This is a genomic window from Lederbergia galactosidilytica, assembly GCF_017873565.1.
Taxonomy (GTDB): Bacteria; Bacillota; Bacilli; order Bacillales; family Bacillaceae_C; genus Lederbergia; species Lederbergia galactosidilytica.
In genome coordinates, this window is sequence record NZ_JAGGKH010000011.1 from 146,797 (window position 1) to 173,393 (window position 26,597).

Consider the following 26,597-nt stretch of genomic DNA (forward strand, 5'->3'; position numbering starts at 1 on the left):
TTTTCTCACCTCCATATTTCTGTACAATGAGTCGGTATAATCGTCCACTCAGGGTGTAAATGATGAAATTCATGCAGACGCCACAGATTCTCGCGATATTTCTGAACATCCGGCATAATTAGATACGCAAGTGGATGTGGCATTTTCTTTTCTCGATAGGCCCTGCTTTGCCAACAAGCATCCGCACATAAAAAAATCGGTCCACTTTGTACATCGCGAAGAAAAATCCCCATCTGGCCAATTGCATGTCCAGTCACATCTACAGCCAAAATAAAGCCATCCTGAAAAACGTCCCACCCCTCCATATAAGGCGTATAATCTTTAGTCAGCTTGATCGGTAACTTCTCATCTAAAAACAGCGCTCGTGATTCAAAATCTTTTGGAAGCAACCCAGGCAGATAACCATTTCGCACAGCGGCAAAACCAGTTTTACTTTTAATAAATTCATAAGCTGTTTTGAAACAGATAAAGGTAGCTTTCGGAAAATCGAGCAAACCGGCAATATGATCTCCGTGAAAATGGGAGATGATGATATACCTAATCTCATCAGGCTCAATCCCTTTTTCAGCCAATTGGGCTTTGATACTTTGCTTATGTTCAAAATAAACCGGTGTCACCTTCGCATAAAGTGAATACGGAAAACGACTGCTTGCCGTAAAAAAATGTTCGGCATAACCGGTATCAAATAAGATATAGCCCTTATTTGGATGTCTAATCAAACCAACTAAAGCTGGAAAGCGCACCTTGCCCCAACGACCATCTTTAATGGCAATTTTTTCTGGGTGCACACAATATCCAGCTTGAAATAATTGTAAGGAAAGTTCATTCATTTTTCTTCCACCATTCCACAAAAAGTCGGATCCCCTCTTCCATATTTACTCGCGGAATATACCCTAACTCTTTCTTAGCTGCCTCGATATTCAGTGTCTGACTTTTCCCCAGCACACTTACTGTGTATTTTGTTAATAAAGGCTCCTTGCCCTTTAAAAGGTATTTGGATCCCCATTCAAGAATTCCAGCCAATTTCATCGCCCGCTTGAAAGAAATCTCCTTTGCCTTCATCGGAGTTCCCATCTGATTAAATAATTGTTGTAAGATTTCTCGAAAGACGACCTGTTCTCCATTCGTAATATTGTATTTTTTCCCTAATGTAGTTGAAGGAGAATCTATACATAGCAAAAGAGCATCTACTACATTTTCAATATAAGTAAGATCCATCTTAGCCTTTCCACTGTCCACAAGCGGAATGAAACGTTTTTGATTCACTTGGATAAGACGAGGGATAATCGTCGTGTCTTCAGGTCCAAATAACGCTCTTGGGCGGATTGTAATCACTGGAAGACCATGAGAAAAGGCCTGATCAATTTCTTTCTCTGCTAAATATTTTGTATGGGCATAATGATTCACAAATTGTTCAGGGAGTTTATCATCCTCCCTCACATCAAAGCGATCATTATAGTAAAAATAAATACTTGGAGTAGAAACGTGTATTAATCGTTTCACCTGATGTTTTTCACAAGCAGCAATCACATTCTTCGTACCTAACACATTTGCCTGATAAAATTCCTCGTATTTTCCCCATGGTGAAGATAAGGCTCCACAATGAAAAACATAATCGTGGTTGTGGATCAAAGCCTCCAATCTTTCCGCGTCTTCTAACTTCCCTGAAGCAAAGTGGATCTCTTCTCCTCTGAGCCGTCTTCCAACCTCTTCATTTCTTCCTAATACAGTGACTTCATAGCCTAATTTGACCAAACGTCTTGCCAAGGCTTTTCCTAAAAAACCAGTCCCACCTGTTATAAACATTCTCATGTTTGCTCACCATTCCATTCAATATCAAATGTTGTCGTTTCTAACGGATGCTTCCCAAGACGAATGCTTTGTTTCAAAATCGCATAATAAGCATAGAACTGATAAAAAAATGGTTTTATATCACGGCGATTCCAAATCACGTCGTGTGATCGAATCAATGCTTTAAACCAATTTCGTTTCCCCTGTTTACGCCATCCGTATATCAACATCGCTAGCGCAATCATCCGTTTTGTTTGCGGTAAAGGCTGTAAGAGACTTGTATCCTTACCTATCAAACGGCTGGCCAAAGGAAGGCCTGCAAACAAATGAATTCCACTAGTCGAACGGGGATTGCATTCTAGGGGGAATAGATTTCCAGTGTCTGTTTCAATAAAATCAAAAGCAAATTGTCCTGTTACCCTCTCCCCCTCAAAAAACTTTCTAACCCAATCTTCTACTTTCTTATGCTCCAGGTGTCGAAATTGAACTCCTGCACTGTTACCAGCTGTGTAAACAACCTTATATTGTGTATGGGCGACAAGCTTTCCATCGAAGAAAACACTATAACTGCAAATAGGTTGACCAAAAATTCTCTTCTGGACAATATATTCTCCTTCCGGGATCTTTAAATTAGCAAGAGTTCTCTCATTTAAGTATAGGACTTGTGAGCCAAAACGCGAATAAGTAGGTTTTAAAATTGCCTCACCTGCTAATTCCTTATAATGCTGTTTCATTTCTTCCTTTGAATAGGCAAGAAAAGAAGAAGGCGTATCTAGTTCACGCGCTTCAACTAGTTTGATAAATTCATATTTATGATGCAATTTTAGAAGAAAAGGAAGATCTGAGCTAAGAACATAACAATACTGTTCTAATCTCTTCTTGCCTTTTGCAATATAAAAAATCTCCTCACATGTTGGGATTAACTGATCAATTTGATTCACCTTAATAATATCAACTAAATCTGCAATAAATCGCTCAAAGTTGTGGACAGGACTATGGATGAAAAAGGATTGTTTCACACAATTTGATGATTTCGTTAACTGTGCAGCAAAACTATCAGCTACATAAACATCATGCCCCTCTTGAGCAAGCATTCTAGCTAACTCTAGGGTTACAGGTGCTCTGCCTCCAGTTAATAAAACTTTTTTAGCTTCTTCTCTATCAATATTCAAGAATTATTCCCCCAAGCGACAATCCTGCAGAAGTTCCAATCAACAGAACTTTATCACCACGTTTGATGCGTTGCGAGCGAATCGCTTCATAGAGAGCAATCGGAATGGAAGCCGCAATCATATTGCCATAATTCTCAATAACATCGATAAAAATTTCATCAGGGATATGCAATTTTCTTTTCATTAAGCGCATTGCCATACCACTAGCCTGATGGGGAATAACAGCTTGCAGATCTGTCATGGAAATATTGGCCTCAGCAAATATTTTCCCTACAAACTCCGGTAATCGTTTGGAAGACATACGAAAGACAGCCGGACCATTCATATGAAACAAAAATTCCTGTTTGGTTTCTTCACGATGTTCTCGTGGATGGATGGTTGTTCCGCCACCGCGAATTTCTGTGAAACTCGCTCCATCACTGTAAGTCTCCATTTTCATTGGATAAACAGTAGATCCCTCATTTTCGGGAGTTTTTTGAACAACTACTGCAGCTGCCCCATCACCGAATAACACACAACTTTCTTTTTGCTGCCAATTTAATCCGATCGAAGCAATTTCAGAGGAAACAATTAAAATCGTTCGATAAATTCCCATTTCAAGATAAAGTGAGGCTATATCAAGTGCCTGCACAAAACTTAAACAAGTTGTATTCACATCAAAACAAGGGACTCCAGAATCACTCAAATTTAAAGCGCGCTGAATCAGTGCCGCATTACAAGGGATTGGTTGCTCCATTGTCCCACTACCTGAAATAATACAGTCAACATCAGAAAGAGACAGCCCCGCATCATTGATGGCCTCAAGTGCTGCATTGGCCGCCATTTGTGAAGCCGTCTCACCATTCACATAATGTCGCTCTTTCACACCAGACTTTTTTAACGTCCAACCTGGTTGGGTTTGTAACATTTGGTCAAGCTCTTCAGCTGTTACTACTTTTGGAGGCAAGTATTTCCCCACTCCGACAATCTTCACTTTTCTGTTCATAGCTGTCTTTCCTTTCACATATACACTTTTTCTGAGTATATCAAAGGATAAGCTACTAGAAGTATAATATTGGCGCAAATTATGTATTTCGACCTACTCAAAATCCAATTTTTCTGTGTACCAATCACCGTGTCGGGAGAGATATACCTGTAGTCACCATTAATTGAATTTTCCTATGGCTTATACTCCTTCCTTACCGCTTTCAAAAAGGAGATCCCCATCAGTAATACAACAATTGTAAAAGGTAAAGCAGCGATAATTAGCATATTTTGCAATCCTTGTGTGCCTCCAAAATAAACAATTATAGCCGCTAGGGCCGCTTGCGCTAATCCCCACAAAATTTTCACTGAATTCGCCGGGTTTAGTGATCCTTTAGTACTAAGCATTCCTAGCACAAATGTCGCTGAATCTGCTGAAGTGATAAAAAAGATCGCAACTACAAATACGGTTATGACAGACATCGTTGTGCCAAGTGGGTATTCTGCCAACACGCCAAAAGTAGAGGTCTCTACGGACAACTCAGATATCTTCGCTATCCCATTTTGTTCAAGATTCAATGCAGAAACACCAAAAACAGAGAAAAAGATAAAACAAACGAGAGCAGGGACAAATAAAACACCGAAGAGAAACTCCTTCACTGTCCTTCCTTTTGAAATACGTGCAATAAAGATACCGACAAAAGGCGACCATGAAATCCACCAAGCCCAATAAAATATCGTCCAATCATGAATCCAAGCTCTTCTCTCTTCATTAAGCGGTCCAATCCGTAAGCTCATACGGAAAAAATCGGTCAAATATGTTCCTAATGTATGTGTAAACATATTCAGAATATAGAGCGTCGGACCAACAATAAATAATAAGACTAAAAGAACACTTGCAAGGCCCATATTTATATTACTTAAATACTTGATTCCCTTTCCAATTCCAGACCATGCTGACCAAATAAACAAAGCCGTTGACACTGCTAATATTAATAATTGAACAGCAAATGTATCAGGTGTCCCAATTAAAAAAGATAGGCCACTTGTAATTTGTGCAGAGCCGAATCCCAGGGTAGCAGCCACTCCCACTACGGTGGCAAAAACAGCTAGAATATCCACCCATTTACCAAGTCCCCCTTCCATTCTCTTCTTACCAAATACAGGAACAAGGGTTGAACTAATTAACCCTGGTGCACCTTGATGAAATTTAAAATAGGCCAAAACAAGACCAACAACACCATAAACAGCCCACGCATGAATCCCCCAATGAAAAAAGGAATATTTAAGAGCATCCTTAATAGCTTCATCAGAACCCAACTCGGCACCTGGACTATTTGTAAAAGCATGGGAGATCGGCTCCGCTGTTGTCCAAAAAACCAAACCCATACCCATCCCGGCACTGAATAGCATAGCAAACCAGGACATTAAACTAAATTCAGGCTTGTCATCCGCTTTTCCTAATTTGACATGTCCATACCTTGAAAACATTAACAACACACAAAACACCAGCATAATGATTACAGATAAAAGGTAAAACCATCCAAAGTCTTTTGATAATAAATTTGTCATTTTTGTTGTAAAAGATTCCAGATTTTCTGGAGCAATGGAACCCCAGATAACTACTGCTAAACAAATGCCAAGTGAATACCAAAATACACTTGTAACTTTTCTCATCATTTCACATCCTTATCAAATAACCGTATAAAATCTTCTAAATAAATGCAACCGCTCTACTTAACATTTTTTCTTCTTTTAATAAAACCAAATATTTCTAAAATACTGTTATAATAGAATTGTTTGAAGACAAGAGCTAAATCAAAGATGTATATCTAAATTGCTTCCAAGCTTATATTACTTTGACTTAACCGAGTTCTCTCAATTAATTGTGCGATCGTTAACCAAATATATTACGTTAGGTGTGTGAACAAAGTGAAAGAAAAATTCTTTGAAAAACTTCATCAACATTACGATGAAATGGTGGAAATCCGTAGATATCTTCACCAACATCCTGAACTCTCTTTTCAAGAGCAAAAGACAGCTGCTTATATTGCAACATATTACGCAAATTTGGGGATAACAGATATTCGTACAGATGTCGGAGGCAATGGAATCGTAGTGAAAATACAGGGTGAAAGACCTGGTAAAACTATCGCTTTAAGAGCTGATTTTGATGCTTTGCCTATCCAAGAGGAAACTGGACTTCCCTTCCAATCAACAACTACTGGAGTTATGCATGCTTGTGGTCATGATGGACATACAGCCACCCTACTTGTCCTCGCAAAAGTACTTTTTCAAATGAAGGATGAGCTTGCCGGAGAATATGTGTTGATCCATCAGCATGCAGAAGAAGTTTCACCAGGTGGGGCCAAGCCCATGATTGATGATGGGTGCTTGTCTGGTGTGGATGCCATTTTTGGCACTCATTTATGGGCAACACTTCCATATGGGACAGTAGCTTATCGGAAAGGTCCGATTATGGCTGCCGCTGATCGATTTGAAATTAATATTAATGGGTATGGGGGTCATGGTGCTCAACCACATAAAACAAAAGATTCCATCACTATTGCCTCACAATTGGTGGTCAATTTACAACAAATTGTTAGTAGAAGAGTAAACCCGATTGAATCTGCCGTAGTTTCTGTAGGATATTTTCGAGCAGAAAATTCCTTTAATGTTATCGCTGACCAAGTAACCCTCGGTGGCACAGTCCGCACTTTTAAACCAGAAGTTCAAGAGTCAATTGAGAGGGAATTAGAAAGAATCGTAAAAGGAACTTGCTTGGCGGCGGACTGCAATTATGAATTTCATTACTACAAAGGTTACCCCGCTGTTGTGAATCATGATGAGGAAACAGATCTACTCGTTCAATGCGCGGGGAAGATACAGGAAATCGATTTTGTAGAAGAATCTGTTCCAGAAATGGCTGGAGAAGACTTTGCCTATTATTTAAAGAATGTACCCGGAACCTTCTTTTTTACTGGCGCAAAACCCGAAAATGTATCTGCTCCGTTCCCCCATCATCACCCCAAATTTGATATCAATGAAAAAGCGATGCTTACAGCTGCAAAAACGCTAGGACTTGTGGCGTTACGAGCTGCTGAATTATAATCAAAATAAAAGAGGAATTCTGTCAGGTTAGAACTCCTCTTTTCTCCTTAGTTAGAAGGTTTAACTAAAATTTTAATTTGATTTTTTTCTTGTATTAATGCCTCAAACCCTTGAGCGACTATGTCATCCAATTCAATTTTCTTCGTAACTAGTTTCTCCGCTTGAAAATACCCTTGATTCATTAATTCCATTACCGCTGGGAATATATCTCTATAGGCGATAATTCCTTTTACCGATCTTTCTGTTAGCACAATATTATTTGGCAGAATCGAAGCATCTGTTTCCCAAATAGATACAATAACCGTTTCACCTTCGAATGTTGTTGAATCGATGCATTGTTGTAAAACAGCCGGAACACCGGTAACCTCATAAGCCACGTCTACTCCGCCGTTCGTATATTCAAGAAGTCGTTTAACGGCATCCTCTTCAATTGGATTAATAACTGCTTTAACTCCTAATTCTTTTGCTTTTTCGGCACGTTCTGGTGAGATTTCAATTGCATAGATTTCAGAAGCCCCTGCAGCGCGTAATGCTTCAATGATCAATAAGCCAATTGGTCCTGCTCCAAACACGGCCGCTTTATCTCCTGCTTTTAACTTACTTTGGCGGACAGCATGGAGCGCCACAGCAGCTGGCTCTACCAATGCTCCTTGTTCAAAAGTAAGCCCTTCAGGCATCTTATGAACCATATGCTCATCCACCATCGTAAATTCAGCAAAACCACCACCGCCACCGGAGAGACCATGAAAACCTAAATGTTCACATACATTATACTTTCCTTTTCGACAGGCAGGACATTCCCCACAAGCAAGGATTGGTTCAACAACAACCCGATCACCTACTTTTACTTTTGTGACGTCTGAAGCAACTTCTGTTACCACTCCAGAAAACTCATGCCCCATTACGATTGGAGCTGTGTCTTGGCTTACAAAATGAGGTGTTTCCACTGGAACAAAAATAGGACCAGCCGCATATTCGTGTAGATCACTCCCACAAATTCCAGCCCATTTCACTTCAATTTTTACTTTTCCAGGTGCAATGGTAGGTTCATCTATTGACTCTACCCGAATGTCTTTTGCGTTATGCCATCTAGCTGCTTTCATTTTGACTCCCCCTCGAAAAATATTTTTTATGATCGACCATATGCTCATTATATCACAAACTTTCCTGAGTGTCGTCCCTTTTTAGATTTTTGCACGACAATTTCGGATAATTTTTCCAATATTAACTAGTAACAAAGCCTTCTCACAGACAAAGTGAAAGTCTCTTAAGGGAAATAATCATAATACTATCTAAAAATGTTTTCTGAGTTTTTCAGTAGCTTCAAATGCGTGTCAGGGTGAGCTTCCTCTGAAGTATAGCGACGAGGAAGCTCACAGACCGCTGGTGGAATGGTCCACCTGTAGCGAAAATCAACTTACAGAGAACATTTTCTTTATTCTAGTTGGAGCATAAATCCGCGCAAAGAGAATAGCGAAGATAAGCGAAATTCCCGTTACGATGGCACCTTGTACGATATCCCCTCCTATCCATGCGCAAAGACCGAATAGAATTGCCTGGAATAGCAATATTTTTAATAATAATTGTAAAAAGGCACTATTTTTTTGACTTTTGGCAATCGGATAGAGATTTGTCCAGATTTTCATTTCATAGCGCCTTAAAAGAGGAAATAACTGAAAGCCTGTTAAATAAATAAACAATAGAGAGATCACTAGTGATAAATATAATTGGTCACTCCAAAGAATTATGAGGGCTGAAATGACAGATAATCTTAAAATTAATCCCGAATATTCATTCGTTCTTATCAGGGCGCGAGAATATAAGAACCGATACGTTTGCTCACTCCCATATGGAATGGAAGAAAATAAGCTATCAAGCCAACGTCTTCTCTTAACCTGTCCTTTTAAATGAGGTACATCCGTAAACATATTCGCCAGATGATAAAATGCTTGCATCCTAGCCTGCTCTTTATCAATAAGTCGCTCCCAGTTAATTCCTTTATTTTTAGCTGCTTCTCTAACATAAAGCGAATAAGCAGCCAAAATAAATAAGATCGCACCAATAAACCAAAATGAAGCATCATTTAATATAAAATATAACAGAAGCCCACTTATCATAAATCGAATTAGCCAATCGAAAAAAAACGAATAGGAGGAAGATATTTTGAGCATCCACCAGTGAATCAATAAATTCCAATACTTTAACAAAACTGTTAAGAGCAATAAATATAAGAACCACTTAAAACTCTTCCCTGTAACTTGCACAAACATTGGCATGGATGCTGCCACAACGAAAACAATAAGATAAATTTGTGCAAACAAACTTAATATGATCGCCTTTTGGAAATAGGGCTTAAGCTTTGTCTCAAGAGGAAGCATAAAAACAATATCTGCTTCTTTTAATAGGGTAACAATAGGACTTGCCGATAAAACGATAGCGAATAGAATAGCCATAATAATCGCTGCTGGAAATGAAGTCGGAAGTGTCTTAACCCATTGAGAGTAATAGTATAGAGCCGCTCCCCCACCAAAAATGAGAACAAATAATAAATGGTCATTAAACATGTATTTCATATATTTCTGTAGTTCAGTTATATATGCTTGTACTCTTTCCTTCCACAATTCATTTATTGTTTTCATCGATCTCTTCCTTTGTCAATTGCAAATAAATATCATCTAGTGTCGCATCTTTCATTGCAAATTCCTCTCGTAAATCCTTGAGCGTTCCTTTCGCTCTAATTTTTCCATTATGCAAAATGATAAAACGATCACAGTAACGCTCAGCTGTAGCTAAAATATGGGTTGACATTAAAATCCCTGCCCCATTATTCTTCATTTTAGCCATTAAATCTAAAAGAGATTGAATTCCTAATGGATCAAGTCCAACAAATGGTTCGTCAATAATATATAAAGAGGGCTCATTTAAGAAAGCACACATAATCATGACTTTTTGCTTCATCCCTTTAGAAAAATGAGCTGGAAACCACTTCAGCTTCTGATCAAGTCGAAATTCCTTCAATAATGGAGTAATTCGTTTCTGAAAAACTTCTTCAGGAATATCGTAAGCCATCGCAGTTAACTTTAAATGTTCTTCCAAAGTCAATTCTTCATAAAGAATAGGTGTCTCTGGCACGAACGAAAATTGCTTTCTATAAGCTTCCGGTTTTTCTTTTAACGATAAGCCATTAATGGTTATTTCGCCTGAACGTTGTTCCATTAATCCAATAATATGTTTAATTGTAGTACTTTTCCCTGCTCCATTCAGGCCAATTAATCCGACAATCTGACCAGCATCCACTTGAAAAGAAAGATCTTGAATGACTGTTTTTTTTGTATACCCGCCCGTAACATCTTTTATATCCAGTAAAGGCATATATTCTCGTCCTCTCTTTTAATTCTCTGTACATTAGTTTACCAAATAACTTTACCCAATGGCGATTATTCTTCCACGAAAAACCATTTATTAAATAAAACAGGCTCATCTTAATGGTTTCAGTATCAAAAGCCACACAATGTTGATATCTACTTAAGGAGGTAATAAGGCTCAGGCCAACAAACAGTAAGGAGCAAATGCGGATACGGGCAACCAGTTTAGCTATTATAAAAATTGGTGTTTTTTACCAGTATGAAGATCCGAAATTCTGGCCATTATAATGGATGAAGGGGCGGGAAAGCAGCTGAAACAGTCGAAAGACAAAAACAGCCATGGAAAGTAAGTCACGATAAACATTGATCATGAAAATTGGATAAATCAAACTTGACTATTGACAAGGGAGATGGTTCCGTTGGGCATGGTAATGGAAAGTCGGGAAAATCTTTTTACTAAGTTGTTTCTGTAAAAGGAGATAACTTACAAAGAGAATCTTTCCTTTAAAAACCCGCAAATCCCTTCACAGTGCAAGGTTTCTTATGAAACCTTGCACCTTTTTTATTTATCATTCATAGCCATAAACTGATTGAAGTATCACTTTATGTTAAAATAAATGTAAATGAATGGAAGGTGATATGAATGAGTGATTGTATTTTTTGCAAAATTATTAACGGGGAGATTCCATCTGCAAAGGTATTTGAAAACGATGATGTATTGGCATTTCTTGATATTAGCCAGGTAACCAAAGGACATACTCTTGTCATTCCAAAAATACATAAAAAAGATGTCTTTGATTTAGAAGCAGAAACAGCTGAAAAATTATTCTCTGTTGTACCTGCTATATCACGGGCTCTACGTTCCGAATTTGATCTTAATGGTTTAAATATGATTAATAATAATGGTTCATTTGCTGGACAAGAAGTTTTTCATTATCATTTACACCTTGTTCCACGTTATAACGAGAAAGATGGCATTCAAAAAAAATTTATAAGCCATCAATCTGAATATACGGCAGATGATTTACAACAGATTGCTTCAACGATAAACCAAGCCATTCAACCTTAAACTCCCGCCTACTGGGAGTTTTTTTATCTTCCTTTATCTGTTCTCCTATGATAAAATAGTCTTATCTTTCGCTGTCGGCAATAGTGCACGACAGGAATGAATAGTTAGATGAGAAGAGGAGAGAGAAGATGAAGACAAAAACACTTGTTATTTTATCTATGTTGCTAGGAATTGGGACGGTGCTCCATTTAGTTATGCCTGGAACATGGGCGATAAAACCTGATATGATGCTGGCAATGATGTTTCTCGGTATTGCTTTATTTCCTGAAAAGAAAAATGTCTTACTTTTAGGAATTGCCACAGGACTTTTAACTGCTTTAACAACAAGTTTTCCAATGGGGCAAATTCCAAACATCATTGATAAGCCCATCACAGCCTTTGTCTTTTATGGACTATTTCTATTACTAAGCAAGAAACTGTCAAAGCAACTTTCTTTAACTATTCTTACGATTGTTTGCACAGTCATCTCAGGAACTTTATTCCTCGGTTCAGCCTATTTACTATTTGAATTACCTGGACCATTTATTATCTTATTTGGCACTGGGGTATTACCAGCAATGGCACTCAATGCCGTTATCTTGTTCATTCTATACCCGTTTGTTACGGCAATCCTAAAGAGAACGAATTTTGCTTCTACAGCTTCAATGTAATTAAATGTCCTACCTGGTATATCCATTTGGTTATACCAGTTTTTTATTTTCCAAATATAGTAATAATAATTCCAATAAACAAAAATATAATACCTAGTCCTCCGCTAAGAACTATTCGGTCTTTCACGACCTTCTTTGGCGGAAAAATCCCTGGACGCAAATACATTATGATTTGATAGCCCATAATTAAAAGCAAAATGATTCCCAAGATGATCATCATAAATTTTATTACTAACATTTCCGCTCACCTCTTCTCTCCATTGCCACTTTTCCTTAGCATATGTTTAAATCGCTTCCATGTTTGCCATTAATTGCTAACACCTACACTAGTATCTTCTACTAACTGGCAGAAGATTTGCACGCTTTGACGTTGATATAACATGTCAGATTTTGGATAGATTTTCAATCAGGGATGTTTTTCTTCCTTAGTTTTTAATAGCCAACCAATACTTCATCTTATGCTATTATATGAGTAACCATGAGTAGATGGGGTAAAGAAAAATGAAGGACTTTTTTATAAAATGGAGAAAGTATTAAAAAAAGATTATTTCTGAGGTGATACGTATGAATGGAAAAGCACTAATAACTGGTATTCTTGTTGGCGGTGTTGTGGGAGCAGCAACAGCCTTACTCACTGCCCCAAGTTCAGGTAAAGAGTTACGTACTCAAGTAAAAGAATCTAAAAATGATTGGGTTAAAATGGCAACAGAATTAAAAGAAGATGTTATGGATATTAAGGATTCGGTCACAAAAGTATCAAAAGAGGGGAAGGAAGTTATTAAAGAGCTTGCCGCTGATGTCAAGGTAGCAGTAGAAGAGTGGCAAAAAAGCGTAGAACCGAATAAAAAGGTACTACAAGAGGAAATGCAAGAAATTCAGAAAACCATCTCACAACTTGAAGAAAAAATAAAAGAAAATCAACTTTCTGTTTAAACTTCCTAAAAATGAAGGATTTCCAATGGACAAGGAAATCCTTCATTTTTTCCTTTTTAAAAATTTTGTTAATTTATATCTTTATTAATCTTTACTTTATTGGCATAATGTTATTAAAGTATAAAAGGCGGGGAAAAAAATGGAAGAAAAAGAATATTCATTTTCAGAATCTATGCTTTTTACTCAAAGAATGGCCCAGTTATCTAAGGCACTTTGGAAAGCGATTGAGAAAGACTGGCAAAGATGGATTAAACCATTCGATTTAAACATTAATGAACATCATGTATTATGGATTGCGCATTATTTAAATGGGGCTACGATTTCAGACATCTCTAAATTTGGTGTTATGCATGTTTCTACAGCTTTTAATTTTTCTAAAAAGTTGGAAGAAAGGGAATTATTAACCCTTTCAAAACGAGAAAATGATAAGCGTAATACATACATAAAGCTCACGGACAAAGGGACGAAATTACTAATGGAATTAATGGAAGCCTATGATCCTACCAAAAATTCTGTTTATCGCGGTTCCCTTCCTTTGCGTGAATTGTATGGTAAGTTTCCCGAAGTAATTGAACTTCTCGCCATTGTTCGCAATATTTACGGTGAGGATTTCATGGAAATATTCGAGACATCCTTTTCCCGGTTAGAAAAGGAATTCTTAGAAAAAGAAGAGAGTAAAGATTTAGATGTTGAAAATGTCGTTTAGCCCTCAATATTTCGTTTAAGTTTTTCCATGAGCTCCGGGAAAACTTGTTGCTTCAAGCATGCCTCGACCACCTCACGATGATCTAACTTAGGTGTAAGCCTTTGTTTAAATTGAACAAAAAGCGGAGCATAAAAAATAAATTTCTCTGCTTTTTGTTCGAGCATTTCTTTACTCAATTCCTCACACATTGCCAAGAATTCTTCTACCTCAGCTTGTCCCAAATTATTAGCGATCACCAATCGGTCAAACTCAAATCCGTCCGTTCTTATCATCTTCATTAATAAGGTTTGATGGTATTCTAATTTTTCAATTCTTGCTAACAAATGATCCATTATGACTACCTCATATCTTTATCTTAGTCTTACCGGATTTCCGGTGAAATTTGTCCAATTAGATTTATTCTAAAAGCCTATTGATTTTACCTGTATTTCGTCGTAAAGTATGTAGAGTTATTTATTCAATTTCTTTTTGGAGGCTTAAACAATGCACTGTTGGAAATCTTATAATGTAAATAGAAAATATCATTTTTTTAGGATATTCACCACTTCTAGTTTTATTTCATTACTTGTTTTTCTATTTATTTACGTTTTGATTCAAACAATGGCCTCTGGACAATTAAAAGATAATCATGCAATTACTTTTTTTATTATTCTTATTCTACTATATCCATTGCATAAACTTTGTCACTTATTGCCATTAAAATGTGCATACGGAAAAATAAAATTAAAAATTGAATGGTATTTTTATATTTTACCTACAATGCAATTAAATATTTTTACACCTGTTTCTAAAGTCCAGTACTCCCTGGCACTTATTTTTCCATTTTTCGTCATTAATTCTATATTGATTGCAATGCTATTTGTATTTCCAAGTTATCGGCATTATATTGCTATTTTGCTATCTTATCATATCGGCATCTGTACACCAGACTTTAAATTTTTAAAAACTCTTTTAGCTTCTCCTAGTGGGGCTTTTATTGAGGAAAACGAAAATGGCTATGAAATTCTTGTAAAAAATTAATATTAGCTCAAGAATTTTACAGGATGCCTGCACGTTTTTTCCTTACATGCAAGACCTACCCTACCTCCCTCATTTTCTCAAACAAAGTAGATGAGGGAGCTAGTTCGTTTTCGTTATTAGTTCGTATTCAAAGAGGAGGATAAAAGCACTATGACGTTAAAGGCGAACTTGTTCGGGATATTTCGGTTCAATTGCGATTTAGTCGATCTATGTACGACAATCCTCCATCGCCAGTCACCATACTTACTGTAACTTTTTGAATATCCACTTATATTTTCCTCTATCTTTTTTACAATAAGTTTGCTATTCTTTTAGTATATAGGAGACGAAGGGAAGGAATAAATATTGATCTCGCTTTTTTTTATTTTTGCTATTATTATTTTATACATATTCAACAACCTTACCAACTCCCTCTGTGTCCTTAGGGAAATTCCAGAAGAACGCCAACCCAAAGTTTTTCGAACGATTAACACTCTGATTACTATTCTCCTTTTTTCTACCTACATTGAGATTTTGTATACGTAACAATAAAAGCGAATGTCCCTTGATCAGCTCGCTGAAACCTAACTGAAGCGCAATGCCAAAGGAGCAAAGCGTCAAGGCAAGTATACAGAGATTAAATAAAAAGGCAGATTTCCCCAATAGGGAAATCCGCCTTTTTATATTTTTATCGGTCTTATATTATAGCCAAGACGCCCCCACGATAATTAACAGAATGAACAAGACAACGATAAGGGCGAAGCCTCCGCCGTAACCAGCTCCAGCTGACAATTACAACACCTCCTCTAGATCTTACTTTATATTATTCAATTTTTTGTCAATGGTTAGGACGTTTGCCCAAGTTTTGCATTTTTTTCGGAAATTACATTCATGTTTATAATGAACTTGAACAATAAAACGTCAAATTGGAGTAAAAACCAGAGTTTCTAACCAAATGGATGTTATGACCATTCTTTATACCTTATGCTCTTAACAAGGCATCTGTTTGGAGCAAATGCCTAGATTTTGATGAATCGTTTTAAAAAAGTATTTATCATCCACGATAAACTATGTTATAGTATGTCTTGTGGCTTGAAACAATCTTCGACATAAAGAAGAGGTTCAAAAAGTCTGATAAAAATCGCGAACCGAATTTTTCGGCTCTTTTTATTTCCCTTTTTGAACACATAAATTGTAGGGAGTTGTCAATTATGAAAAAGTGGGTACTTTCCCTAACGTTAGCGGCTGGTGTAGTTGGACTTGCTGCATGTAGTGGTGGCGGGGATACCGTTGTAAAATCAAAAGCAGGAAATGTAACAAAAGATGAGTTATACGAAGCAATGAAAGAAAGAGTTGGGGATCAAGTTCTTCAACAACTTGTTGTGGAGAAAGTACTCGAAAAAGAGTATAAAGTGAGCGATAAAGAATTAGATAAAGAATTAAATAAAATTAAAGATCAACTTGGAGCACAATTTGAAATGCAACTTCTGCAATCTGGCTTCGAAGATGAAGATGATTTTAAAGAAGTTCTTCGCCTTAACTTGTTGCAACAAAAAGCAGCAACAAAAGACATTAAAGTGACAGATGACGAAGTAAAAGAATATTATGATCAGAAAGAACCTGATATTGATGTTCGACACATTATTGTAGAAGATGAGAAAACAGCCAAAGAAGTTAAGAAAAAATTGGACAATGGGGAAGATTTTGCAGATCTAGCTAAAGAATATTCCCAAGATGGAACAGCTCAAACTGGTGGGGACCTTGGTACTATCTCTAGAGATGATCCACAAATGGATGAAGACTTTAAAGCTGCTGCTTTTGGTTTAAAAGAAGGCGAAGTGAGCGCTCCGGTTGAAACTCAATTCGGCTGGCATATTATTGAAGTAACGAAAAAACCAAAAAAAGATGAATTCGATAAGGTAAAAGATGAATATACGCAAGAATTAAAAGTTGCCAAGCTTGATCAAGATTCAATCCTTCAAGCAATGAAGGCTGAACTTAAAAAAGCAAAAGTAGAAGTAAAAGACGAAGAGTTAAAAACATCTTTGGACTCCATACTGGACGCTCCAGACCCTGAAGATACAAGTAATAATGAAGTAGATGATCAAAATGATGAGTCCGCACAGGATCAAGCTGATGATCAGGATGCCTCAGATGATAAAGCAAAAGATGAAAATAAAGATAAATAATCTATAGCTTATAACAACAAAAACAGCTGCCAAGGGTAGCTGTTTTTGTTGTTATTAACTCGTTACCTTAACCTTCTTTTTCTCCGCTTTTTCCTTTTGCATTCGATCCAGGTAAACTTGCCCTTCTTTTTCGATCCATTCCTCTTCCATATCTCGATCTTCCTTAGCTGTCTTCACCGCCATAAATGCACTTATAAAAACCCCTGCAACCACTACGTATATCCAAATAGGTAAACTCATGCTTGTCCACCACTCCTTCCTATACTTGTCCAATCTGTACTGGTCCAAAGACTAAATTATTTACTTAAGTATATGTGCAAAGATTAAAAAAATGCCTTTATTTTAAAGGCATTCACCCTAATGGAAATTGTTCATATTTTGCGTTTTATGAAAAAGCATGAGTTTTAAATGGCTTTTTTTAAAAAAAGCCGCCAAAAAAGCCAATTCATTTATTGACCTTTTTGGACAGCTTATTAAGAATGGAAAGTCGGTTTATAAAATGAGCGGTTATCCAAAGGAAAGATTCTTTCGGAAAATTCACCAGGTTTGACCCGTTTTAAACTTCGATCTAACATATTCATTTTTGCATCAATATTATCAATAATATGAAGGATCTCCGCTTCTTTAATCATTGGTTGCTTCGGGCTTCCCCATTCCAACTTACCATGATGGCTTAAAACGATATGCTGTAGCACAACAACCTCTTCACCCTGAATGCTTAATTCTTCTGCCGCTTTCGCAATTTCATTCACAATAATCGTAATATGCCCCAATAAATTTCCTTCTACAGTATAAGTCGTAGAAATAGGGCCTGACAATTCAATGACCTTCCCTAAATCATGAAGGATAATACCTGAATATAAAAGATCCCGATCCAGCGACGGATAGAGCTCTGAAATGGCTTTTGCTAGATCAAGCATAGATACAACATGATAGCCAAGCCCAGATACGAATTCATGATGATTCTTCGTCGCTGCTGGATATTCCAAAAAGCGATCTAAATATTTTTTCATCAAATGTCGAGTGATTCGTTGGATATTCGGATTCTTCATTTCAAAAATATATTGAGTGATTTTACTTGAGATTTCTTCTTTATCTATTGGGGCTGTTTCAAGGAAATCAGCAACATTCACGCCATCCTGTGCAGTTGCAGGACGAATTTGCCTAATTTTTAATTGTAATCTCCCTCGATAATTATGTACTTCACCAGCTACACGTACAATCGTTTCCGCTTGGAAGATTCTTACTTGATCATTTGAGATATCCCATAGTTTAGCTTCAATATCCCCAGATTTATCTTGTAAAATTAAAGTTAAAAAAGGTTTCCCATTACTTGCCATACCTTTTGTTGCACTTTTAATCAATAAAAAGAGGTCAACTTGTTCCCCAACCTCATGTTCTAATATTCCTTTCATCTTCCAATGCCTCCGTTCCTAGTCGCTGCTTTTAAAGATTATATCATACTATGACTCTTGTCGCCTTCTGAACTCTGTTGATGATTGCTAGATAATGTATAGACACAATTACTTGGAAACAATTCTTTGATATGTTCGTGACAGGTAAATATTAGTATTTGTGTTTCTTTACTCATTTTTTGAATTAGCTCACAGATTTTTTTCGTTCTCTCTTTATCAAAATTCACGAAACCATCGTCTATCATAATAGGAAAAGAATAGTCACTCTGAATAACAAAAACCAAAGCGAATCTTAAAGCAATATACAATTGTTCCTTCGTGCCTTGACTTAGTTCAATGGGCTCCATCAAGGCCCCATCACTTCTCTTCACAAATAGCTGATCATTTTCTTGAAAAGCTAATGATGAATATTGTCCATCTGTCAAAAATGAAAAATACTCTTTAGCTTTCTCTACAACTTTTGGAAATCGATCAGATATATAATTATTCATCGTTTTTTGTAATAAAGAGACCGCCATATTTATCTCAGCCCACTTCATCGCTTCTTCTTGAAAGTTTGCCTTAAATTGATAAAAACGATGGAGTTTTTCTGTATATGTGCCACCTTCCTCCAAAACAGCAATTTGATGATCAAGTGTAGCCCTTTCTTGCCGGACCTCTTTCAGAGCCTTCTCTATTTCTTTGATGGACATTATGAGCCGAGTATGTGTTTCTTTTATTTCTTTTTGTGAAGGATAATGATTAAAATCATTCATTATTGACTGGTTAAGTTGATCCTGCAAAATCTGTTGTCTTGACTGTAATTGGCACATTTCCTCGTACTTTTTAGCTTTAACTCGGTAACTTTCTTCATCGATTGTACCAGCTTTTTTCAGTAATTGGCTAGTGAGCTGACTATATTCCTTATATTCCGCCTCAAGAATTCGCCTCTCACTCTCTAACTCTTCTATTTTAATCTCCCATTCCTTTAGTCTAATTATTTTCTCTTCTTCAAGCTTCAATGTCTGTTTAAGTAAAAAGCCCGTTTCCGAAGGGTTCTCAAAAGGACAATTAGCTGCACTGGCAATTATCTCAAGCTCTCGCAACCAAATCCTCTGCTTTTCGTCTTTTGCTTGTAAGCTCTTTTGCAGCTTTTCCAGTTGCTTTTGCTGATCCGCTCTTTCTGATAATAAATCTATGGCATCCTCTAAACGAATGTCCGGAAAGTCCATAGACAATCCTAATGCCTCTTTATATGATTGAACATTTACTTTAGTACACTCTAAGCTGTCGGTTAGATGTTGCTCCTGTTCACGTAACTCTCCCTTTGCTTGTTCTTTTTGCTCTAGAATTTGATATAATCTCTTCCATTCATTCCGTAATTCAAGTTGTTCTTCATAAACAAAAAGCGGATGATAATCCTTACTGCGTTTTTCTAATTCTGCTGTTAATTCCTGAATTTGTAATGTTAAGTGTTCGTCTGAATTTTTCTTGGCTTTATTTGTGAAAAAAGCGGAAAATAATATATAGCCGGATATTCCAGCAGTAAATACCCCTAGAAGCCATTGCGATGTGAAGATTGACCAGAAAAACAGCATAAGACTAAGGAGGAAAAGTATCCCTTCCCCCATTTTTATATAGTTGCTTTTTTTACTTGCTTTGCTAAGATCTTGCCGATTTTGATTCTGCCTTTTCTTCTCTTCCAATAATTCTTCTAATCTGATCCAATCATTTTTGTCTATCTGCAGTTGCTTAAAATCGGTTTCTGACCATAAATTCTCTTCAATGCTTTGACACTGGGCTTCGATCTCTTCAAATTCCTGTACAGTTTTTTGCCGTTGTTTTGAAAGTTCCTCAGTTTGTAACTGGAATTTAAGCTGATCATTTAGTAACTTCCTGATTTGCTCTTTTATCGCAATACCTAAATTCAAATTTGCTGATTGGCCATTGAGGCCTAAAGCTTGTTCTATCTCTTCGATTTTCACTTTATGTTCTATTACTTTCCTTTTCCCATCCTCTATATCCTCTTGATTTTGCAGAAATAACGGCCATTCTTGAATAAGCTTTTCAGCCCGATGGATGACCGGTTGAAAAGTAAGGGATGGTCGCGATTCTGCCTGATTTTGCTTTGTTTTCTCAAGTTTTCTGACAATACCATCTATTTGATTACGAAGTAGTATCTGTTTCTCTATATAATTTTCATATCTTTTCAAACCATCAACAGGGAAGTCTACCGTCCCGAGTTCTTCTAAACGCTGCTCAATTCTTAGATTTTCTTGAAGTATGGCCCATTTTTCCAGTACTGTTGTTACGTTCTGCAAATTACCGGATTGCTCTTTTAAATCTTTTTCAAGTTTCAGATGTTTCGCTTCTAGACGTGACTTTCTTGATAATAATGATTCATAATCACTATTTTGCTGCTTTGCTTTTTTCAATTCTACTTCAGATTCTTTCAATTCTTTCAATAGTATATTTAATTTTGGCTTTCTGCCATTTGGCTTAAATAACTGTTCAGATTGCTTTTTTAGCTCCTCTTCTACTGAGAGTAGTTGATCAGTTCCAAACGTACCTGCTGCTAATAAATAACGGCCAATTTCCATTCCTTGCATGCGTTGGACATCTTGGATCCCCTTAAGGTCAAATGAAAACAAATTTTGATACAATGATTTATTCATACCAGCTAATAACTGAATTAACCTATCTTGCCCACCGATTGTACCGTCTTCAAATTGAACTTGAACCTCACCCCCAGCTTTTCCATTCAACCGCTCAATCACAACTTCTCCATCGGTTTCCGTCTCAATAACTATTTTCCCACCATAAACATGACTGTATTTTGGTTCGTAACGTAATTGAGCAGACTGTCTAGCCGGAAAACCAAATAAAATACTATGAATAAAGGACATCATTGTCGATTTTCCCGCTTCATTACGGCCATACACAACTTGCAAAGAACCAATAGCATTCCATTCAAACCCTGTAAATTTCCCATAGCCATATATAGACAAGCTTTTGATCTTCATCTTTTCCCGCCCTCCTTCCTACCAACTAATCGTTCCCCAATTAATTCCTGGGCTTCCACTAATAGTTCAGCTTTCATCACATCTGTTAGTGGAGATAAATAGCGGCTGGCATAGACATGGGTATAAAGGGTCGATAGCGTCTCATCGATCTCATCATCCCGATAACCTGAAATTGTTTGTGTCATTAGCTTCCAAAAGGTCGGATCTTCCAATAAAATTGCCTCTGACTTGTTTTCTTCAATATTAATTTTATATGGCCAGATAAATATATCCCCTATATCTGTTCCCTCTTGAAGCATTTCCAAAAACTCACCGTTCTCAAGCTTTTGCTTAATAGCGGCAGAAAGATAACCCGCATCTTTGAAATTAATTTCAAGTAATATACTAATCTTTTTTTGATCAAGGCTAGTTTCCATAGCTGTTTCACATTTTGTATACAAGTCAGTAAAAGTCATTTCTTCTGTACAATGTAATTCTAAGCTTTCCCATTGAATTACAGAGGTCGGAATTGGCTGGAGAGTCGTTTGCCCCTCAACATTTATCACTACCTCATAACCTATTTTTTTCCCCTTTTCGTTTTTGTGGCGACCTTGTGGATTACCGGGATAAACAATATGTGGATCTTCATGCATTATTTGGCTTTTATGTATATGACCCAATGCCCAGTAATTCATTTGTGTTTGTAATAATTCTTGAATGGAAAATGGGGCATATGGTTGATGCTCACTGCGACTACTTTCACAATGTCCATGTAAAAGTCCGATATGAAAATCTGCCTCACCTTCTTTGATATATTTTGAAACCATCCGCTCTGTTACATGCCTAGTTGGATAACTAAAGCCATATAAATGAACTTTTAATCCCGTTTTAGTTGTAATAGGGATACAGGTAACTTCTTCAGGAAATATCTGAACATTTGAGGGCATATCTAAATTCAACCAAGTTCCGGATAAATGATCATGATTTCCATGCGAAATAAAAACTTCGATTCCTGCCTGCTCAAGCTTCACCATTTGCTGTCTCAATTTTGCTTGTGCTTTTATACTTCGATCTTCCCCATCAAATAAATCTCCGACAATGACAAAGAAATCCACTTGCCTTTCAATGGCTTCATCAATAAGTGTTTCAAAAGCTTGAAAGGTACTATTTTGAATTCGTTTAAAAAGATTTGTTGGTACATCCTTTAGCCCAAGAAAAGGGCTGTCCAAATGCAAATCAGCTGTATGAATAAAGCGAATCTCTTTTTTCAATTGGATCCTCCTCACAACGAATATATGTTCCATCATACAATAAATAAGCACAAAAAAACAGCGTATGGACACGCTGTCTTTCATTTACCGAGGATATTTGTTCATTTGGATTTTTCTTTATTCTTTTAAAATATTTCTTAAAAAACCAAGACGATGTTGTTTACGAAAATGCTCTTTCACCATGTACGCTACACCATTATCTTCGTAAGATCTCGTCACCCAATTTGCTTCATTTCGTACCTTTAATGGAGCATTCCCCATTGCCACTCCAAGTCCTGCCCATTGAATGAGTGGCAAGTCATCAAAATCTGAACCGATTGCTACTACTTCTTCCCTTTTTATTCCATGATGTTCACATAAAAATTGAACTCCCGTTAATTTGGACACCATTTTTGGAACAATCATTAAACGTAGTGGATTGGATTTAATACATTCTACCTCATCATACATTTCATCTATTACTTTTATAGCATCTTCACGATCATGCTTATGTTCAAATAATACATCAATCATCATTGGAGAGACCGGGTTTTGCTGAAAGCTTTCTTGAAGATTATCTACGTATTGCTCTGAATAGGCTATACGATTTGCCTTTTGAAAAACGACCCTACCCGTTAACTGATTGGGTAAATTCATCTTATTTGCAAACATCAACTCTTCATGAATGACTTTAATCTGACAGGAAAATGATTCCAATAATCCAAGCATTTCCCCTGTAATATTCTCTGAAATCCTTCTCACAAAAACAGGTTTATCCAGCTCTTTTCCAATAAAGGCACCTTGATGGGAAATAATATGCTCTTTAATTTTTAATAATTTCGCTACCCTTTTTGCCGCGGGAAAATTTCTTGAGGTACTAACAATAATTTTAACATCTTTATCATTAACATAATCAATCGCATCTCTCGTTACTTTATTTATACGGCCATTATCCTGCAATAACGTACCGTCAATATTTAAAGCTAGTAACTTATATATCATGCTGATACCCCCCTATTGTGCAGGACCCACTCGCTCTATCATATTTTATGCGCACATCTGCAAGTTAGAACTTGAAATGGGGTATCAACGATCAAAAAGGACCGCTTAAGTAAAGCGGCTCCCTCTTCTCACTGTCCTTGGACAATGCCATATAAATCATCTAGTGGCTTCATGATGATTTTATTTAATTCTTGAATCGCCATGCTCATTCTTTGTTCTGCTTCCATTAGTTTTGTTACTTTTTCATTTTGTTGTACCTGATTTGCAATCAATTGAGCTTGCTGGACCTCTTCTTCAGAGATGTCTTGTCCAGCCATTTGCTTTTGCTGAAGTTGCATTTGAATTTGCCGAAATGAATCAAACATTGACTTAGCAGTAGCGTCATTTTCCACCGCTTCATACATGGTTTTTAATTCTACATACTCTTCACTTTGACGTAAGCCTTTTTCAAGCTCATATGCGTAATCATACAAATTTGTTGCCATAAGAGATCTCCTCCTTCTCAAACAGTGTAACATACTAAGAAGTCATCATGACAATGATTCCTTGAATTAGTCCGATCACCCCACCCAGAATTGCCCCTAGATAAGTGATCATCGTTAGTTCCTTTTTCGCAATCGAAAGAACAATTCCCTCCAACTTAGCTATTGAAAACTCTTCAATTTGCTCACGTACTATTTCTTCAACTTGGAACCGTTGCATAATTTCTTCCGTTCTCTGTACTAGGTAGTTACCACCAGAATCCAAGAGAAAGGGAATCCACTTTTGGTCAAGTTTTTCAATATAAGGAGAAATTACGTCATGAATAGAAAGTTGAAAGATCTTTTCTAATGGAATGGTTTTTGCTGTCCAATTTTCAAGGTATTTCAATAAGGGCTCATCTTGCCAATTCGGCAACAATTCCTCAAGAGAATTTTGCTGTAATTTTTGCCATTCCGCTTGTAATATGTTGACAAGCAACTGTTTAGTAGTATCATTTTGTAAAAACTTAATAAGTTCAGGCTGAAAACGATCGACTAATGATTGATGACCAACAAACATTTGAATCATTGACCAAATTTTCCCGCGATCTTGGAAAAAGTCTTCAATCATTTTATTTATTTTCTCTCCACCTTGTTCACTTGAAAAGTAAGCAATTATTTTCTCTAAAACTTTTCCAGAAAGATCAGGTATTTTTTCTTGTACCTTCATCTCCCACTCTTCTGGTAGCAATTCATTTACTGGAACATCACCATATGTCTGTTTTAAAGTTACATATTTTTGTTTCACCTTATTTTGCAAATAGAATTTCGCTTTTTGTTCTGCATTTTCGATCTGGAGATAATGCAATACTTGGTCAATTGTCCATTTTTGGTCTAGCCAACTATGAACTTTATCGCTAATTAATTTTTCTGTTTCATGCTTAAATTTCGGGTCAGACAACTTTTTTTGTATACTTTGAGGTGTTACTAAATGATTCACAACTAATTTTCCAACTTGCGTAGCAAGTTCCTTATGCCTTTTTGGAATCAATCCTGGCGTAAAAGGTAGCTGCCATTTTCCTATATAAATGGGACGGTGCGGGCGAAAAAGCATTTGAATAGCCAAAAAATTCGTAAAACCACCAATGATTGCTCCAATCACCATCATAAATATTAATGTCCATATCCAATTCGGCATTTTGACTCCTCCTAGGTAGTTTAGCTCTAAATTCTTTATACCATTCCTTACGTATCATTCAAAGGAAGGTTTCTTATCTTTAACTTAGAAACTAAGTATTGTTCATGTTTTTTATAGGGTTAGAAAATATAAAATTAGCTAGTGTTCCATAGTCTTGAGTGGCTCACAGCATGCCAGTCAATCAGCGTTACCCCCGAATTTAGTGACCTTAAGCCGATGTTCTACTAAATATCCTGAAACAATAAAAGCCAAACTGACTTATTGTGAAGTACATGTCGAAATTGCTCAAGGCGCTTATGCTTTTCTTATTTAATGATCTGTTTATATTTGGTAAACTACATAAGAGGTGAAGAAACATGTTTCAACATTTTCAAGTTCAAACAATTCTTCCTAACCAGCATCATTTAGGATGGAAATTCTCGTTTTTTTATAATCAGAGAAAAATTACCGGTCTCTATTATCCCAATGGGCGAATTCATTGGGAATGTCCTTTAACATTTCTAGATCTAGGTAATAAAGACAAAATCGAGAAACAGATTCACGACTTAATGATCTTCCATATTTATGATCACGAACGCTAGTCAATCATTTATATCCAACAGCAATTAGTCGATTAAAGATACATCCTAAATAAGAAAATTTCAAAAAGCATGCTTCTATAAAATCGTGTTCGTGACTGTTGCGGGCATATTGAATGATAGTCCCTTTAACAATTACAATTATCAAGTTGCACCCTGAACACCTTATAAGAGCTTTACCAATATTTAAAGAGCATGTAAAGGCCCATCAGCTTCCATACTAAAATAGAAGGAGGCTGATGGTATGAAGAAAAGCAATAAGAAAAAGCAATTTTTACCTGATACCGACTTTGAAGGTCGTCATAAATTATATATGGATGTCGACCGAATGGTCAACGAAGGAATGTCCGGTGGATCAGTCTTTATGAGAGAAGATTCTACCAATATAGAGGAAGCTATCGATTTTTTTCCTGAAGAAGATCCTAAAGAGATATAAAACGAATCCTCAACAATTTCAACATGAACGGCTAAATTCGCCACGTCCTGTGGCGATACCGTTCTAGTCTCAACTTGAGCCAGCAGGATGTTTGTAAGCCACCTTTCGCACTGGTGGTGATACTCTTTTTTAGCAGATGAAAAACGTTTGAAGCTTACAACGAAGGATAAGGGCATTAGAGCTAGTGACAGATGAAAGGGCTGACTCATTCCTAGCTTCTCTTTCTGTAGAATAGATGAAATCGTGAATGACATAAGCATACCACTATCGAAAACTTTATAGTTTAACGAATTTGCAAATATCATTGCTCATTCAGATACTAAATAAA

28 protein-coding genes are annotated in these 26,597 nt (G+C 36.7%); 10 read left to right on the forward strand and 18 right to left on the reverse strand.

Going from position 1 to position 26,597, the window contains the following annotated elements; translation table 11 throughout:
* Positions 1 to 5: 5 nt before the first annotated feature.
* The 5 genes from J2Z23_RS13120 to J2Z23_RS13140 form a co-directional block, all read right to left on the reverse strand.
* A complete protein-coding gene (locus J2Z23_RS13120) occupies positions 6 to 830 on the reverse strand; it encodes an MBL fold metallo-hydrolase (protein ID WP_209974170.1) in 825 nt (274 codons plus the stop codon).
* Complete coding sequence (locus tag J2Z23_RS13125) at positions 823 to 1,812, reverse strand: NAD-dependent epimerase/dehydratase family protein (RefSeq protein ID WP_209974172.1); 990 nt, start codon at positions 1,810 to 1,812, stop codon at positions 823 to 825. Before J2Z23_RS13125 ends, J2Z23_RS13120 begins: the two co-directional genes overlap by 8 nt.
* Positions 1,809 to 2,963, reverse strand: a complete 1,155-nt coding sequence (locus J2Z23_RS13130) for an ATP-grasp domain-containing protein (protein WP_064468701.1) — start codon at positions 2,961 to 2,963, stop codon at positions 1,809 to 1,811. Before J2Z23_RS13130 ends, J2Z23_RS13125 begins: the two co-directional genes overlap by 4 nt.
* On the reverse strand, positions 2,953 to 3,948 hold the full coding sequence (locus tag J2Z23_RS13135) for a beta-ketoacyl-ACP synthase III (protein ID WP_057981525.1): 996 nt from the start codon (positions 3,946 to 3,948) through the stop codon (positions 2,953 to 2,955). The genes J2Z23_RS13130 and J2Z23_RS13135 overlap by 11 nt, the downstream gene beginning before the upstream one ends.
* Positions 3,949 to 4,121: 173 nt before the next feature.
* Complete coding sequence (locus tag J2Z23_RS13140) at positions 4,122 to 5,603, reverse strand: BCCT family transporter (protein ID WP_057981524.1); 1,482 nt, start codon at positions 5,601 to 5,603, stop codon at positions 4,122 to 4,124.
* 255 nt (positions 5,604 to 5,858) lie between these two features.
* Between J2Z23_RS13140 and J2Z23_RS13145 the strand changes: the two genes are divergently transcribed.
* Complete coding sequence (locus tag J2Z23_RS13145) at positions 5,859 to 7,037, forward strand: M20 family metallopeptidase (protein WP_064468702.1); 1,179 nt, start codon at positions 5,859 to 5,861, stop codon at positions 7,035 to 7,037.
* A gap of 47 nt (positions 7,038 to 7,084) precedes the next feature.
* Here the strand turns inward: J2Z23_RS13145 and J2Z23_RS13150 are convergent, their stop codons facing one another.
* From J2Z23_RS13150 to J2Z23_RS13160, 3 genes are all read right to left on the reverse strand, one after another.
* Positions 7,085 to 8,140 carry a 2,3-butanediol dehydrogenase gene (locus tag J2Z23_RS13150; protein WP_057981522.1) on the reverse strand — a complete coding sequence of 352 codons (1,056 nt, stop codon included), beginning with the start codon at positions 8,138 to 8,140 and terminating at the stop codon, positions 7,085 to 7,087.
* Between the two features lie 309 nt (positions 8,141 to 8,449).
* Complete coding sequence (locus J2Z23_RS13155) at positions 8,450 to 9,676, reverse strand: ABC transporter permease (protein ID WP_057981521.1); 1,227 nt, start codon at positions 9,674 to 9,676, stop codon at positions 8,450 to 8,452.
* Positions 9,660 to 10,409, reverse strand: a complete 750-nt coding sequence (locus J2Z23_RS13160; protein WP_209974174.1) for an ABC transporter ATP-binding protein — start codon at positions 10,407 to 10,409, stop codon at positions 9,660 to 9,662. The genes J2Z23_RS13155 and J2Z23_RS13160 overlap by 17 nt, the downstream gene beginning before the upstream one ends.
* A gap of 636 nt (positions 10,410 to 11,045) precedes the next feature.
* Here J2Z23_RS13160 and J2Z23_RS13165 point away from each other — a divergent pair.
* The gene (locus tag J2Z23_RS13165; protein ID WP_209974177.1) at positions 11,046 to 11,471 is read left to right on the forward strand and encodes an HIT family protein; all 426 of its coding nucleotides are present in this window, start codon (positions 11,046 to 11,048) and stop codon (positions 11,469 to 11,471) included.
* Positions 11,472 to 11,599: 128 nt separating this feature from the next.
* Complete coding sequence (locus J2Z23_RS13170) at positions 11,600 to 12,121, forward strand: tryptophan transporter (RefSeq protein ID WP_057994231.1); 522 nt, start codon at positions 11,600 to 11,602, stop codon at positions 12,119 to 12,121.
* A gap of 43 nt (positions 12,122 to 12,164) precedes the next feature.
* On the opposite strand, the gene yhzF is transcribed toward J2Z23_RS13170, so the two are convergent.
* A complete protein-coding gene (gene yhzF / locus J2Z23_RS13175; RefSeq protein WP_057981517.1) occupies positions 12,165 to 12,359 on the reverse strand; it encodes a membrane protein YhzF in 195 nt (64 codons plus the stop codon).
* Between the two features lie 326 nt (positions 12,360 to 12,685).
* Between yhzF and J2Z23_RS13180 the strand changes: the two genes are divergently transcribed.
* Positions 12,686 to 13,054, forward strand: coding sequence for a YtxH domain-containing protein (locus tag J2Z23_RS13180; RefSeq protein ID WP_057981516.1), 369 nt, complete (start codon positions 12,686 to 12,688; stop codon positions 13,052 to 13,054).
* Positions 13,055 to 13,193: 139 nt separating this feature from the next.
* A complete protein-coding gene (locus J2Z23_RS13185; protein WP_057994229.1) occupies positions 13,194 to 13,760 on the forward strand; it encodes an HTH-type transcriptional regulator Hpr in 567 nt (188 codons plus the stop codon).
* Here the strand turns inward: J2Z23_RS13185 and J2Z23_RS13190 are convergent.
* Positions 13,757 to 14,092, reverse strand: a complete 336-nt coding sequence (locus J2Z23_RS13190; protein ID WP_057994228.1) for a DUF1878 family protein — start codon at positions 14,090 to 14,092, stop codon at positions 13,757 to 13,759. The two genes, J2Z23_RS13185 and J2Z23_RS13190, sit on opposite strands and share 4 nt — an antisense overlap.
* Before the next feature lie 151 nt (positions 14,093 to 14,243).
* Here J2Z23_RS13190 and J2Z23_RS13195 point away from each other — a divergent pair, with 151 nt between their 5' ends.
* The gene (locus tag J2Z23_RS13195) at positions 14,244 to 14,780 is read left to right on the forward strand and encodes a DUF3267 domain-containing protein (protein WP_057981513.1); all 537 of its coding nucleotides are present in this window, start codon (positions 14,244 to 14,246) and stop codon (positions 14,778 to 14,780) included.
* A 345-nt stretch (positions 14,781 to 15,125) separates the two neighbouring features.
* On the forward strand, positions 15,126 to 15,305 hold the full coding sequence (locus J2Z23_RS22315) for a hypothetical protein (protein ID WP_082881446.1): 180 nt from the start codon (positions 15,126 to 15,128) through the stop codon (positions 15,303 to 15,305).
* Between the two features lie 156 nt (positions 15,306 to 15,461).
* Here the strand turns inward: J2Z23_RS22315 and J2Z23_RS13205 are convergent, their stop codons facing one another.
* A complete protein-coding gene (locus J2Z23_RS13205; protein WP_064467435.1) occupies positions 15,462 to 15,551 on the reverse strand; it encodes a YjcZ family sporulation protein in 90 nt (29 codons plus the stop codon).
* Between the two features lie 419 nt (positions 15,552 to 15,970).
* On the opposite strand from J2Z23_RS13205, the gene J2Z23_RS13210 reads away from it, so the two are divergent.
* Positions 15,971 to 16,948 (forward strand): peptidylprolyl isomerase, encoded by a 978-nt coding sequence (locus J2Z23_RS13210; protein WP_064467436.1) that lies wholly within the window; start codon positions 15,971 to 15,973, stop codon positions 16,946 to 16,948.
* Between the two features lie 54 nt (positions 16,949 to 17,002).
* Here the strand turns inward: J2Z23_RS13210 and J2Z23_RS13215 are convergent, their stop codons facing one another.
* From J2Z23_RS13215 to J2Z23_RS13245, 7 genes are all read right to left on the reverse strand, one after another.
* Positions 17,003 to 17,188 (reverse strand): sporulation YhaL family protein, encoded by a 186-nt coding sequence (locus tag J2Z23_RS13215; RefSeq protein WP_057981511.1) that lies wholly within the window; start codon positions 17,186 to 17,188, stop codon positions 17,003 to 17,005.
* A 233-nt stretch (positions 17,189 to 17,421) separates the two neighbouring features.
* Positions 17,422 to 18,363: a 3'-5' exoribonuclease YhaM gene (gene yhaM, locus J2Z23_RS13220; RefSeq protein WP_057981510.1), complete on the reverse strand. Its 942-nt coding sequence runs from the start codon at positions 18,361 to 18,363 to the stop codon at positions 17,422 to 17,424.
* A gap of 38 nt (positions 18,364 to 18,401) precedes the next feature.
* Complete coding sequence (locus J2Z23_RS13225) at positions 18,402 to 21,365, reverse strand: ATP-binding protein (protein ID WP_209974178.1); 2,964 nt, start codon at positions 21,363 to 21,365, stop codon at positions 18,402 to 18,404.
* The gene (locus tag J2Z23_RS13230; protein WP_057981508.1) at positions 21,362 to 22,615 is read right to left on the reverse strand and encodes a metallophosphoesterase family protein; all 1,254 of its coding nucleotides are present in this window, start codon (positions 22,613 to 22,615) and stop codon (positions 21,362 to 21,364) included. Before J2Z23_RS13230 ends, J2Z23_RS13225 begins: the two co-directional genes overlap by 4 nt.
* Before the next feature lie 117 nt (positions 22,616 to 22,732).
* Entirely contained in the window at positions 22,733 to 23,596 is an 864-nt protein-coding gene (locus tag J2Z23_RS13235) for a Cof-type HAD-IIB family hydrolase (protein ID WP_057981507.1), read from the reverse strand.
* 128 nt (positions 23,597 to 23,724) lie between these two features.
* Entirely contained in the window at positions 23,725 to 24,081 is a 357-nt protein-coding gene (locus tag J2Z23_RS13240; RefSeq protein ID WP_064467438.1) for a YlbF/YmcA family competence regulator, read from the reverse strand.
* A 34-nt stretch (positions 24,082 to 24,115) separates the two neighbouring features.
* Positions 24,116 to 25,255 carry a DUF445 domain-containing protein gene (locus J2Z23_RS13245; protein WP_064467439.1) on the reverse strand — a complete coding sequence of 380 codons (1,140 nt, stop codon included), beginning with the start codon at positions 25,253 to 25,255 and terminating at the stop codon, positions 24,116 to 24,118.
* 356 nt (positions 25,256 to 25,611) lie between these two features.
* Between J2Z23_RS13245 and J2Z23_RS13250 the strand changes: the two genes are divergently transcribed.
* Both J2Z23_RS13250 and J2Z23_RS13255 read left to right on the forward strand, forming a co-directional pair.
* Positions 25,612 to 25,836 (forward strand): DUF5342 family protein, encoded by a 225-nt coding sequence (locus tag J2Z23_RS13250; protein WP_057981504.1) that lies wholly within the window; start codon positions 25,612 to 25,614, stop codon positions 25,834 to 25,836.
* A gap of 241 nt (positions 25,837 to 26,077) precedes the next feature.
* Positions 26,078 to 26,269: a hypothetical protein gene (locus tag J2Z23_RS13255; RefSeq protein ID WP_057981503.1), complete on the forward strand. Its 192-nt coding sequence runs from the start codon at positions 26,078 to 26,080 to the stop codon at positions 26,267 to 26,269.
* Positions 26,270 to 26,597: the final 328 nt, after the last annotated feature.

Bases quoted from the DNA above. Each gene is read 5' to 3' on its own strand.
- J2Z23_RS13120 (WP_209974170.1), bottom strand. From the start codon at position 830: ATGAATGAACTTTCCTTACAATTATTTCAAGCTGGATATTGTGTGCAC.
- J2Z23_RS13125 (WP_209974172.1), bottom strand. From the start codon at position 1,812: ATGAGAATGTTTATAACAGGTGGGACTGGTTTTTTAGGAAAAGCCTTG.
- J2Z23_RS13135 (WP_057981525.1), bottom strand. From the start codon at position 3,948: ATGAACAGAAAAGTGAAGATTGTCGGAGTGGGGAAATACTTGCCTCCA.
- J2Z23_RS13140 (WP_057981524.1), bottom strand. From the start codon at position 5,603: ATGAGAAAAGTTACAAGTGTATTTTGGTATTCACTTGGCATTTGTTTA.
- J2Z23_RS13150 (WP_057981522.1), bottom strand. From the start codon at position 8,140: ATGAAAGCAGCTAGATGGCATAACGCAAAAGACATTCGGGTAGAGTCA.
- J2Z23_RS13155 (WP_057981521.1), bottom strand. From the start codon at position 9,676: ATGAAAACAATAAATGAATTGTGGAAGGAAAGAGTACAAGCATATATA.
- J2Z23_RS13160 (WP_209974174.1), bottom strand. From the start codon at position 10,409: ATGCCTTTACTGGATATAAAAGATGTTACGGGCGGGTATACAAAAAAA.
- J2Z23_RS13165 (WP_209974177.1), top strand. From the start codon at position 11,046: ATGAGTGATTGTATTTTTTGCAAAATTATTAACGGGGAGATTCCATCT.
- J2Z23_RS13170 (WP_057994231.1), top strand. From the start codon at position 11,600: ATGAAGACAAAAACACTTGTTATTTTATCTATGTTGCTAGGAATTGGG.
- yhzF (WP_057981517.1), bottom strand. From the start codon at position 12,359: ATGTTAGTAATAAAATTTATGATGATCATCTTGGGAATCATTTTGCTT.
- J2Z23_RS13180 (WP_057981516.1), top strand. From the start codon at position 12,686: ATGAATGGAAAAGCACTAATAACTGGTATTCTTGTTGGCGGTGTTGTG.
- J2Z23_RS13185 (WP_057994229.1), top strand. From the start codon at position 13,194: ATGGAAGAAAAAGAATATTCATTTTCAGAATCTATGCTTTTTACTCAA.
- J2Z23_RS13190 (WP_057994228.1), bottom strand. From the start codon at position 14,092: ATGGATCATTTGTTAGCAAGAATTGAAAAATTAGAATACCATCAAACC.
- J2Z23_RS13195 (WP_057981513.1), top strand. From the start codon at position 14,244: ATGCACTGTTGGAAATCTTATAATGTAAATAGAAAATATCATTTTTTT.
- J2Z23_RS13210 (WP_064467436.1), top strand. From the start codon at position 15,971: ATGAAAAAGTGGGTACTTTCCCTAACGTTAGCGGCTGGTGTAGTTGGA.
- J2Z23_RS13215 (WP_057981511.1), bottom strand. From the start codon at position 17,188: ATGAGTTTACCTATTTGGATATACGTAGTGGTTGCAGGGGTTTTTATA.
- yhaM (WP_057981510.1), bottom strand. From the start codon at position 18,363: ATGAAAGGAATATTAGAACATGAGGTTGGGGAACAAGTTGACCTCTTT.
- J2Z23_RS13225 (WP_209974178.1), bottom strand. From the start codon at position 21,365: ATGAAGATCAAAAGCTTGTCTATATATGGCTATGGGAAATTTACAGGG.
- J2Z23_RS13235 (WP_057981507.1), bottom strand. From the start codon at position 23,596: ATGATATATAAGTTACTAGCTTTAAATATTGACGGTACGTTATTGCAG.
- J2Z23_RS13240 (WP_064467438.1), bottom strand. From the start codon at position 24,081: ATGGCAACAAATTTGTATGATTACGCATATGAGCTTGAAAAAGGCTTA.
- J2Z23_RS13245 (WP_064467439.1), bottom strand. From the start codon at position 25,255: ATGCCGAATTGGATATGGACATTAATATTTATGATGGTGATTGGAGCA.
- J2Z23_RS13250 (WP_057981504.1), top strand. From the start codon at position 25,612: ATGTTTCAACATTTTCAAGTTCAAACAATTCTTCCTAACCAGCATCAT.
- J2Z23_RS13255 (WP_057981503.1), top strand. From the start codon at position 26,078: ATGAAGAAAAGCAATAAGAAAAAGCAATTTTTACCTGATACCGACTTT.